The 7,327-nt window shown below is 45.0% G+C and carries 5 protein-coding genes; 2 read left to right on the top strand and 3 right to left on the bottom strand.

The annotated features are described in order from the left end of the window. Window positions 1-2,464, top strand: a 2,464-nt coding sequence (locus tag AC1DWN_RS23550; protein ID WP_477561331.1) for a coiled-coil domain-containing protein, incomplete at its 5' end; no start/stop codon positions are given. Window positions 2,465-3,335: 871 nt separating this feature from the next. Here AC1DWN_RS23550 and AC1DWN_RS23545 read toward each other — a convergent pair. The 3 genes from AC1DWN_RS23545 to AC1DWN_RS23535 all read right to left on the bottom strand — a co-directional run bounded on the left by AC1DWN_RS23545 (window position 3,336) and on the right by AC1DWN_RS23535 (window position 5,276). Then, window positions 3,336-4,016 carry an SDR family NAD(P)-dependent oxidoreductase gene (locus tag AC1DWN_RS23545; protein WP_477561330.1) on the bottom strand — a complete coding sequence of 227 codons (681 nt, stop codon included), beginning with the start codon at window positions 4,014-4,016 and terminating at the stop codon, window positions 3,336-3,338. Between the two features lie 303 nt (window positions 4,017-4,319). After that, window positions 4,320-4,703 carry a cupredoxin domain-containing protein gene (locus AC1DWN_RS23540; RefSeq protein WP_477561329.1) on the bottom strand — a complete coding sequence of 128 codons (384 nt, stop codon included), beginning with the start codon at window positions 4,701-4,703 and terminating at the stop codon, window positions 4,320-4,322. 213 nt (window positions 4,704-4,916) lie between these two features. Continuing rightward, the gene (locus AC1DWN_RS23535) at window positions 4,917-5,276 is read right to left on the bottom strand and encodes a phage holin family protein (protein WP_477561328.1); all 360 of its coding nucleotides are present in this window, start codon (window positions 5,274-5,276) and stop codon (window positions 4,917-4,919) included. Window positions 5,277-5,452: 176 nt separating this feature from the next. Here AC1DWN_RS23535 and AC1DWN_RS23530 point away from each other — a divergent pair. After that, window positions 5,453-7,327: endonuclease MutS2 (locus tag AC1DWN_RS23530; RefSeq protein ID WP_477561327.1), on the top strand; the 1,875-nt coding region annotated here is incomplete at its 3' end.

Here is a 7,327-nt window from a genome sequence, read left to right as displayed (position 1 = left end):
AGATAAGCGTATTTCGGCTCTTGAGCTAGAGAGAGATGAGAAGTTAGCGGCACTTGAATTAGAGAAAGATGAGCGTATTTTGGCTCTTGAGCTAGAGAGAGATGAGAGGTTAGCGGCACTTGGAATAGAGAAAGATAAGCGTATTTCAGCTCTTGAGCTAGAGAGAGATGAGAAGTTAGCGGCACTTGAGCTCGAGAAAGATGAGCAGTTAGTATCTCTTGAATTAGAGAAAGACGAGAGGATAGCAGCTCTTGAACTAGAGAAGGATGAGAAACTGGCAGCGCTCGAACTGGAAAAAGATGAGCAGCTGCTTGCTCTTGAGCTGGAAAAGGAAGAACAATTTGCAGCTTTTGAACGACAAAAAGCCGAGCAGCTTGCAGAAATTAATCGGAAGAAGTCTGAACAGCTAGCTGCACTTGAGCTTGAGAAGACGGAACAGCTTGCACGTTTGGCTGCAGACAAGGAAGCGGAACTAACTGCTGTGACTTCGGAGAAAGACACGTTGCTGACGGAGCTTGCGCTGAGCTGGCAGACGAAATGGGATGAGCGCGAGCAAGGCTGGATTTCGGTTGCAGATGCTGAACGTTTGGAGCAAGCGCGTCTGAATGAGGAACGGGAGCAAGCATGGAAGTCGAAAGCAGCCGATACGGAGCAAGCATTCCGTGCGGATCTTGAACGACGTAGAAACGGCTGGCTTGAGGAACGAAGCCGACTGCAGGATCAGGTTGCTGATCTGAAGCAAGGCTGGAAGACTGATAAAGAAGAATTAGATCTTCGTATTGCTTTAGCAGAAGAACAGCTTGTGCAGGCGATGGAGCAAGAGGAGCAGTTCCGTACTTCCTATGCTCAGCTAGAGCAAGATGGTGAAGAACAAGCTGCAAGACTTAATGAAACTCGTGGCGAGCTTGCACAATTACAAGATCAGAATGTTCAGGCTCTTGAGAGAATTGAGGAGCTGGAGCAGAAGCTCTTGCATGAGCGTAGTCATGTATCTGCTGCGGATAAGCGATCATCAGAGCTGCAGCAGCGTTTGAATGAATCGCAGGAGGCTGAACGACAGCAACAGGAGAAATTGTTGCTGCTAGAGCAACAGTACAAGCAGCAAGAAGAACAACTACTGCTGATTCAACTGGAGCAGGAAGAGCTAGAGCTGGCACATAAGCAAGACATAGATGAGCGTCGTCAAGCGCTGAGAGATGAGCTTGAGAAGCAACGTCATACGCTTCAAGAAGCGCATGAGGAGCAGTTGGCATTGCGTGAGCAGGAGCATACACAACTGCTTGAGTCGCTTCGAATAGCACATTCCGAGCAGCTTGAGCTTACTGAGGCTGAGCATGATGATTTGTTTAAGCAAGTGGTGGCTGAGGGCGAGGAACGCTATAAGAAATCGATAGCGGAGCGCGATGAGCGATATTTGAAAGCTGTGTCTGACCATGAAATAATGCTGAAGCAAACGATAGCTGGGCATGAAGCACGTTATAATCAAAAAATAGTTGAACAGGAATCGCTGCTCAAGAAAAAAGCAACTGAAGATGCAGCACGCAATAAGCAAACGGAGGCTGGACATGAAGCGCGTTATAATCAAAAAGTAGCTGAGCTGGAAGCACTGCTCAAACATAAAGGAGCTGAACAAGAGGCACGCAACAAACAAACAGCAACTGAACAAGAAGCACGTAACAAACAAACAGCAGCCGAACAAGAAGCACAGATTAACCAAATAACAGCCGCGCATGAAGCATACATCAAGCAAATCATAGCCGAGCATGAAGAGCGTTATAAGCAGCTTTCAGCAAATCAAGAGGAGCAGCTACTGCTGGAGCAGCATGATCATGAAGAAAGCAATCAAAAACTGCAAGCCCAGCTTGAGCATATGAAGAAAGCTGCTTCGGCAAGCGCACAAAGTGAGCAAGCTACAAAAGCGGAGCTGGAAGAGCTAGCGGCAAGGGAACAGGAGCTGACCGAGCAGCTTGAATTGACTGCGGCTCGTGAGCGAATTGCAGCGCAGCAGCTTGAAGCAGCGGCAGCTCGCGAGCGTGAGCTTAGCGAGAAGTTGCAAGCGCAGCAGAAATATGCGGATCAAGCTGCAGCAGAAGCGGAGAGACTTGAGCGTGAGAAGCTAGCTCAAGAAGCAGATGGAGAAGCTCTTCTTGATCAATTGGAGCGAGCTATGCAAGAGGCGGCATCTGCATCAGAACTGAAGGAAGAGCTAAGCGAGCATACTACTAAGCTTACTCTTGAAAGAGATGCGGCTGAACGTACGGTAGAGAAGCTTGTTAACGAGCGTGACGAAGTAGCGCGTACAGCGGAAGCATTAGCCTACGAGCGTGATGAAGCAGCGCGTATTGCGGAGAGACTAGCAGAGGATCACACGCATTTGCAAGAGCAACATCATAAGCTGAAAAATGAGTATTCCAAGCTGCAAACGGAATACAACGAGTGGATTGAACTTATAGAGCAAAGCTAACAAGATAACAAAACCGCAGTGGAAAGCAAGGGTCAATACCTTTGCTGACACTGCGGTTTTTTGTCGATAATAACAATAAATACTTTCTGCTGGATCGATAAGATGTAAGTAGAGGTTTTAAGGCTTAACATGAATCGGATACAACAAAATAGAATAGGTACACGATACCATTTAGATATAATCAATTTCTACCAAATAATAGCGAGTGAATGATATTATAATTGGGCTTAATGCTATCGAGGGAGAGAAAGTGTGAGTAAATGGACCAGGTAGTGAAGATTTATTGTCGAACGGAGTAGTTGAACAATCTGTAGAGTTGTTGGAAAGCTGTTTATTCGAATGGTGTTTTTAAGGCTCAACTCCAAAATCAAGACTTAATTACTTGAGACCCTATAGAGATGGTCGGAGTACAGAGAATCGAGCTGCCAACGTTCTTTTTCAACGCTAGTAATGGGATGGAAGGGCGATTTGAATGGATTATGTACATTCAAAAACCCAATATTTCCTTCTTATATGAGTTTGAATGTAAAACATCCAATCTAATTAAAGGTTAGAGACTCTTTGACCGTGAATTGGATGATTAGCCTGTATGAAATACAGTCAGAGTATAAATACAACGTTTTGATGTAGAGTTGATTGTATGAAATACAGCCAAATATGAATAAGGAAGTTAACGCGGTAGTTAATTGACACTAATGGTAGCTAAGGTGGCTAAGGTCACTAAGGTCGCTAGGTCACAAGCTGTCACTAATGGACCCAATCGTCGCCAATGATCACTTCCGTAAATCAACGGGTCAATTGAGCGATATATTTTAGTGTATAAATGTGAATAGCTGAAATCAGATTGATATACGATTTCAGCTACTCAGCGTTAGCCATAGGAAACAATCGTGCCAGTGGGGCCTCCAGGAGGGAGATTAGCCAAACGAATAAGATCTGGGGTAACGATAGCAGGTTCTTTGCCAGTGGCATGCATTTCGGTGCGCAGCGTACCAGGATTATACAGGTTAACGAGGATACCGTGCTCATGCTCCTCATCAGCGAGTGAGCGCGTTAAAGACTCCAGCCCAGCTTTGGCTGCGCTGTAAGCGGCGTAACCACCAGCTCCATTCCAAGAAAGTCCGGATGTAATATTAATAATTCGTCCGTACTTCGCTTTGCGCATAGCTGGAATTACAGCTTTACTTAAGAGGAAAGGTCCGGTTAAATTCGTATCGATCTGATTTTGCCATTCGTTAGATGTTAGCTTCACTACGGTGCCTGACTCGAGAACAGCAGCATTATTCAACAAAATGTCGATTCGCTTCCAATGTTGAAGTACAGCAGTGACAGCTTCCTGAATCTGATGCTCATCGGATACATCTGTTTGAAGTATGAGTGCTTCTTTACCTGTACGTTCTTTTACGATCAACGCCGTTTCCTCAAGCTTTTGTTTGCGACGTCCGAGAAGAACAACATCCGCGCCTTCCGAAGCGAAGGAAATGGCAGCTGCGCGTCCAAGTCCAGTACCTGCCCCGCTAATAATGGCAACTCGATTGTTTAATGATCCCATACAATTCCTCCATTCATGGTTCATGTGGTGACTATTTTAACAGAGGGCAGTCTGGAGGGGAAGGGTCTATGCGATCAAAGTTTTTGAACTAATCGTTAAGCTGTGATTATATTTATGATTAACAAATATTACGATCTGTGACTAATTCACTTCCTATATAAGTTATGCTGTTTATTCTGAGGACATAACAAAAAGCCGTGAACCTACGAAATGTAGTCATTCACGACTTTTTCAAAACATCTAATCAACTATCCAAAGCTTAGTATCAGAAAGTTAATTGTAATAAGCAAGCTTGTTATTTAATTATTCAATAATTAGCTTGGATTTCATAGTGGTGTGGCCTTTACCGCATGGCACTGTACAAACGATGTTGTATTCGCCAGGCTCATCAAATCTGACAGCTGCTGTTTCATTATTTTTAATATCATTAAATTTTGATTTTAAAATCTTAACACTATGAACGCCGTCAATCGACTTCAAGGAAACGTTAACTGTTTCACCTGCTTTTATTTTGTATTCCTTCTGATCAAACTCCCAGTTGGAAGCTGTAATGACTAATTCTGAGGTTGCTGGTCCAAGATCAGCCGCTTCATTGTTCCCGCCTTTATTTGTATTATTGTTAGCTCCGCATGCTGCAAGAACAAGCACTAGACACAATACGCTTGCCAATAGTAAATACTTTTTCATCTTTAATACCCCTCTCGACTTTAAATAGTTAAAATTTCTCAATCTTATTGTACCGTATCCTATTTATAATTGCAGTGACATCTCTATGACAAAGTAATGAACAAGCTGTGAAGTGGATTTAGATTTCGTGTTTCGTGTGATTATTCTTATGAACAGCAAGAAACCCTTGACTGCCTTGTTAGGCAATCAAGGGCTGATAGAGCAGCCTTTGTACTAGTCGTGACTTCGTTTGCCTGCTTCATAAGGAGTGCTGACCGGAATGAACAGGTCGATAATCCCAATAACGAGAGCGGCTAAGATCGCGCCAAGTATAGTAACGGAAACGCCACCGACGATGAATTGAGCAATCCAGATAACGGCGGCACTAGTGATAAATCCGACAATACCTCGTCCAAAAGGTGTAACATTTTTACCAAATATGCCTTCAATAACCCAACCAAGTGCTGCAATAACAAGCGCGAGAAATAGTGCGCTCCAAAATCCTCCGACACTAAACTGAGGGACGAGAAACCCGACAATCATTAGCACAATCGCTGACACAATAAACCGTACAACATGGCCTAAAAACCTCATATTTTTACCCTCCTTAGACTAAACTCAGGTTGTGCAATACAAAAGTTACTTTGTATAGCGGCTCATTCGTTTCTATTGTAGCCAATTGATTGTTATTTATGTATGGAACTGAGCTTGAATTCGTGCATCGAAGCGCGCATTCGGCTATAATAGTAGGGCGAGAGGAGTGTGTCAGATTGGACACGAAAATATTAACAACACTTGATTATCCAAAAATTATATATAGATTGACGCAGCATGCCGCAACTTCGCTGGGCAAAGCGACTGCGGAGGCATTGCTTCCAGTATCTGATTTGGAAGCGGTTAAGCCGCTCTTGCAGATTACGGATGAGGCTTATACTGCGGATCGACTTAAGGGCAGTGCTCCATTTGGCGGTATCACCGATATTAAATCACCGCTGCACCGTGCTCGAATTGGAGGGACGTTAAATCCAGCCGAGCTGCTCGATATTGCGAATACCGCTCGCGGCGGCCGTCGTGTCAAGCGGCATATTAGCGTGTTGCATGAAGACAATCCAATTCCAATGCTACAGCATACAGCTGATCAAATCAGCGAGCACAAGATGCTGGAGGATGCGATCTATGACTGTATTGATGACCAAGCTGAAGTGATGGACAGTGCCAGCGCGGCGCTCGCGTCCATTAGACGTGAGCTGCGAAGTGGCGAATCCCGTATACGTGAAAAGATGGAGCAAATGATACGATCCACTTCTGTTCAGAAAATGCTGCAGGATGCTATCGTAACGCTGCGTAATGATCGATATGTCATCCCGGTTAAGCAGGAGTATCGTTCCAGCTTTGGCGGTATCGTGCATGACCAGTCAGGTTCGGGAGCGACCTTGTTTATCGAGCCTGAAGCGATTGTAGCGATGAATAATAAGCTGCGCGAGCTTAAAGCCGGAGAGCTGCGCGAGATCGAGAAAATTTTACAAAAGCTCACTGCGCTTGCTTCAGATTATGTAGAAGATTTACTTATTAATTTAGATTTGCTTGGTCAGCTCGACTTTGCTTACGCGAAGGCTAGACTAGCTCATGAGATGAAGGCAACGCTGCCGCGTATGAACGATAGAGGCTTTCTTAAGCTAAAGCGCGGTCGTCATCCATTAATTGCTCATGACAAGGTTGTTCCAATCGATGTTGAGCTTGGAAATAATTATACAGCGATTATAGTAACGGGTCCGAATACTGGCGGTAAAACCGTTTCCCTAAAGACAATCGGATTGTTAAGCTTAATGGCGATGTCCGGTTTGTTCGTTCCTGCTGAGGATGGCAGTCAGTTATGCGTATTTGACGCGATCTATGCGGACATTGGCGATGAGCAAAGCATTGAGCAAAGCTTAAGTACATTTTCCAGCCACTTGGTGAATATTATTCGTATTTTGAAGACGATGACCTCCAAGAGTCTAGTTCTGCTCGATGAGTTAGGTGCGGGAACAGACCCTGCCGAAGGCTCAGCGCTTGCAATCGCGATCTTGGAACATGTACATGCGATGGAAAGTCGTATTATTGCTACGACTCATTATAGCGAGCTGAAGGCTTATGCCTTCAACCGAAAAGGTGTCATTAATGCAAGCATGGAGTTTGACGTCGCAACGCTGAGTCCAACGTATCGATTGCTTGTCGGTGTTCCGGGCAGAAGTAATGCATTTGCGATTGCAGAGCGTCTTGGTCTTGCTCGTTCGATCATAGACCATGCACGGGGAGAGGTTAGCGAAGAGGATCAACGAGTTGAGAATATGATTGCCTCACTCGAAGAAAATCGTATAGGCGCTGAAACTGAGCGCCAAACGGCGGAATCGCTTCGCCGTGAAGTGGAAGCACTCAGACTACGCCATGAAACAGATCGTCTAAAGTTTGAAGAGAAGAAGGAAAAGCTGCTGCTCAAAGCACAAGACGAAGCCCGCGAGACGATAGCGAAAGCGAAGCGTGAGGCTGAACAGATCATTTCCGACCTGCGCAAGCTGGCAATGGAGGAAGGCGCTTCAGTCAAAGAGCATAAGCTTATTGAAGCGCGCCGCAAGCTGGATGAAGCTTCCCCAGAGCAGAAGAAG

The sequence above is a fragment of the Paenibacillus sp. P4_A7 genome (genome assembly GCF_056402455.1).
Note: the sequence above shows the minus strand (reverse complement) of the source record. Positions and strands in the feature narration are given on the sequence as shown.